General features: G+C 34.9%; 2 protein-coding genes. Both read right to left on the bottom strand.

Annotated features, from left to right (window positions below):
- Positions 1 to 135 precede the first annotated feature (135 nt).
- The gene (locus tag EKM02_RS14590) at positions 136 to 1,188 is read right to left on the bottom strand and encodes a proline iminopeptidase-family hydrolase (RefSeq protein WP_126456398.1); all 1,053 of its coding nucleotides are present in this window, start codon (positions 1,186 to 1,188) and stop codon (positions 136 to 138) included.
- Positions 1,189 to 1,209: 21 nt separating this feature from the next.
- Positions 1,210 to 2,985, bottom strand: coding sequence for an AMP-dependent synthetase/ligase (locus EKM02_RS14585; protein ID WP_126456396.1), 1,776 nt, complete (start codon positions 2,983 to 2,985; stop codon positions 1,210 to 1,212).
- Between the last annotated feature and the right edge of the window lie 1,426 nt (positions 2,986 to 4,411).

The following is a 4,411-nucleotide window of genomic DNA, read 5'->3' as shown; positions in this document are numbered from 1 at the left end:
TTTAATTGGTGGGATTATGGGTTTACGTAATAAGTAGTTTACTGTCATTAAATTTGATTTTTGAGTTTATTGTTCTTGACTAAAAACCAAAAAACCACGAAAATCAATTCGTGGTTTTTTATAGTATGCTTTTATTTAACCTTTTTTAAACTCCCCATCATCCACATCTTTCAAGAACTTAATCACGCCTGGGAAATACGTTTTTGGGTCATCGTATTGCGAAAGGTGGCTTCCGTTAGGGCAAAACAGGAAACGTCCGTTTTGGACTTCGTTCGCAATCCATTTCATGTGTTCGGGATCCATCGTGTCGTATTTAGAACCAATGCTCAAGGTAGGAACGGTCAAAGTTTTTAGTCTGGCTTTGACATCCCAATTTTTAAGGGAGGCATTTCCAGTGATACCAAATTCACTGTGGCCTTGCATAAACACATATACATTAGGATTAATGTGCTTGAAACAGCGGTTTATGGATTCTGGCCATTCTTTGAGTGGCATTCTCAAAATATGTTCCGTGTAGTAATGTTCGAAAAGTAATTCGCTGTATTTTGGATTATCAAAATCATTATTTTTTTCGATATCCTGTAATTGCTTTAGGATTTTAGAATCCATTTGCGGTGCCAGAACGTCTTTTGCGTAAGCGTTATATTCCTGAGCACTCGCCATCATATTCGAAATAATTAAGCCTTTCAGGTTTTTTTGGTATTTCAAAGCATATTCCATTGCTAGGATTCCGCCCCAAGATTGTCCCATCAGGTAAAAATTAGAACTGTCCAAACCTAATGCGATGTGTACTTGCTCGACCTCTTCCACAAAACGTTCATTAGTCCACAAACTGTTGTCGTTGGGTTGGTCGCTGTAATACGAGCCTAACTGGTCGTAATAAATGTATTCAATGCTTTCGTTTGGAAAATAACCGTCAAAGGACTCGTATAATTCATGGGTCAAACCGGGACCGCCGTGCAGCAACAACACTTTTATTTTAGGATTGTTGCCCACTCGTTTGGTCCAGACTTTAAACGTGCCTTTTGGCGTTTGAATCGGAATCATTTTGATACCGCCGGTGAGTTGGTCGTCCCGTTTGGAGAAATCTAAATAATTTGCTTTTACAGAATCTTCCTTTCGTTTTTCCTGACAATTAGAGAAAAAGCACACACTGATAACGGAGCAAATCAAGATTTTTAGTTTCATAACGGAACGGTTTTATAACAGCTAGTTGTAGATTTTATGGAATAAATCAATATATTTTTCCATGACTATTTTTCGTTTTAGTTTTAGGGTTGGCGTAAGCTGTCCTCCTTCCACAGACCATAAATCCGGCGTTAGCTCAAAGCGTTTGATTTTCTCCCAGTTTCCAAATTTTTCGTTCAAATTATCAATTTCCAATTGGATTCTTTCGTTTACTTTTTCGTTGGCAATAATTTCTTCATTGCTTTTCCCAACATCGATTCCGTGAATAACAGCCCATTCTTTAATGAAATCAAAACTCGGCTGAATAAAGGCTGCCGGCATTTTTTGTCCGTCACCAATAACCATGATTTGCTCAATGAAACGAGATTGTTTCATCGTATTTTCGATTAATTGTGGTGCTATGTATTTTCCGCCTGAGGTTTTGAACATTTCTTTCTTACGATCGGTGATTTTTAAGAATCCATCTTCGTCGAAAATCCCAATATCTCCCGTGTGGAAAAACCCGTCCGTTATTACTTCATTTGTCAGTTTTTCGTCTTTGTAATAGCCCATCATTACGTTAGGTCCTTTGCATAGGATTTCTCCGTCTTTGGCAATAATAACTTCCACATTATCGATTACTTTACCAACTGTTCCTACCCGGAAACCACCATTTCTAATATCATTTACGGAGATTACTGGAGAGGTTTCGGTCAATCCGTAACCTTCCATAACTGGGATTTCGGCAGCGGCAAAAATGCGGGCTAGTCTTGGTTGCAAAGCAGCACTTCCAGAAACCATTAAATCGAGGTTTCCGCCCAAACCTTCCTTCCATTTACTGAAAATAAGTTTGCGGGCAATTTTAAGTTGAAACTCGTACCAAAATCCATTTTTGCCATACGGTTCATAGATTAAACCTAAGTTAATAGCCCAAAAGAACAATTTTTTTTTGATGCCGGTTAATTCGGTTCCTTTAGCATAAATTTTGTCATATACTTTTTCTAAAAGTCTGGGAACAGCAGTGATTACTGTTGGTTTCACTTCCTTGATATTGTCACTTATTTTTTCAATAGATTCTCCAAAATAGACTGAAACACCATAATATTGGTACAGATACAAAATCATTCTTTCAAAAATATGGCAAATAGGAAGGAAGCTTAAAGCACGGGTTTTTCCGGCTTCAAATGGAATTCTCGCAGCACTGTCCAGCACATTTGAAACAATATTTTTATGCGAAAGCATGACCCCTTTCGGTCTTCCAGTTGTTCCTGAAGTATAGATTATTGTGGCCAAATCTTCGGTTTTTACGCTGTTTTTGCGTTGTTCCACTTCGTTTTGGTTTCCGTTGTCTACGCCAAGAATCAGTAATTCATTCCAGTTGGAGCAGCCTCCGATTTCGTTGAAGGAATAGACTTCTTTGAGTGTAGGGACTTTATGTTTGATTAGGTTTACTTTTCGAAGCACTTCGGCATCCGATACGAAACAATACATAGAACCGGAATGGTTTAGAATATATTCGTAATCTTCTTCTGAAATGGTAGGATAAATTGGAACGGTTTGTGCGCCGGTTTGCAGCACACCAATGTCCATAATATTCCACTCGGTTCTATTATTAGAGGAGATGATGGCAATTTTATCATCTTTTTGAACACCCATTCGGAGTAGTGCTCTCGAAACGGCATTGGCTTTAGCGATATATTCCTGTGTAGATGTTTTGATCCAGACACCGTTTTGTTTGCTTACTAAAGCATCCGGAATAGAATTGTATTTTTCGTGCTGATAATAAGGGAAATCAAAGAGGCGAGTGATATTTATCATTATGGAAATATTGGATTTGATCGCAAATTAAAAAAAAAATAGGTATAAATTTTAAAAATTATGAATTATATCGCAAAATATTAAAAGGATTCTTACTATTTAACGCAATCGTTTTCATGAAGTATAATTTTTAGGGTAGGATTATAACAATAAATCGCACAAAATATGCACGGTCTCTTGCTTTATGTACTATTCTTATGTGCGGTTAAACTCTGTACCTACTTAAGTTTAGGTTAAATAGTTCTCAAGGTCTTTTTGGAGGTTGTACGATTTAATTTTTTAAGCACCAACATCAGGCTTAATACTCTAATGTTAATAGTGATTTTTATGTAGTAATAGATGTTAGAACGGACGTGCTTTTTATAATTTACTCATCTAAAAGTACTCTTTTATCCCGTAAATTTTTAATGTTACAGTTAATTATGTTGTTCTTTCAATTTATAAATTTTACTTTTATTGTTAAAAGGAACTGCTCCGCTTAACTTTTCGTTGGTTAAAAGTTAAGCGAATACAATAGGCATCTGTATTCATCGCTAAAGTTCTAGTATTTGTTTACTAATTCAAAATATTAGAAAAAGAAAATATTACAGTGCAAATTTTTAGCACGAAAGGTCATACTGCAATTCCATTTACAATTTTTTTGTATCAGTCATTAAAATCCGTAATTATTTTTTAACTGAATAAATTATTTACTTCTCTACAAAAGTGGTTTTTTTTCTTCACAAGTTTTTATTAATGTTTGTAATGACTTGCATTAAATAAATTTATGTTATTTTAAATGAATTACTTTTATTCTGTAAAAAATAAATAAATCTCAGGTGAGGGTCAAGCGATGCATATATCGCACAATTGGATTTTACCGTCCTTTTTTTGGTTAAAATAATGCTAATATTAAAGTATAGTTCGGCTATGATTTAATGTAGTACTACAGCCGACACAGCTTTTGGTAATCTGGTTACTGTAAAATATAAAATCAGTTATACAGAGTAGGTTCTAAAACTGATATTCACAAGCTTAAATTTATACTAAAAGCTCAAGTTTTGTGTTCATGGCAAAAACAATATTATTTCCTTCGACGCTAATTTATAATGAGTTATTATTTATTTATGTGAATAAAACGCAGCTTTTTTAAATCTTTTTTCATTCTTTTTTGAATAATCACTTACGAATGTTAACTATAAAGCGTTTGTTATGCAGAGATATAATCTGTTTTGTAAAAACTATTAAAAAATATTTAGCGATCCACATTGCAAATGCTATAGTTTGTATCTTAATTTAAGTTGGTACTCGTTGCAAACGAGCACTAGAGCCCATGGATAAACCAGTGCCAGTGGAGAAAAGCATTCCCTAGACCGCGAGTATTTACAGAGAATCGTTGCGGCATTTTTGCAAACTGTGTCAATTCCAATTAGGCACAAAAATTAGT

The sequence above is a fragment of the Flavobacterium sp. RSP49 genome, from assembly GCF_003968735.1.
GTDB lineage: Bacteria > Bacteroidota > Bacteroidia > Flavobacteriales > Flavobacteriaceae > Flavobacterium.
Note: the sequence above shows the minus strand (reverse complement) of the source record. Positions and strands in the feature narration are given on the sequence as shown.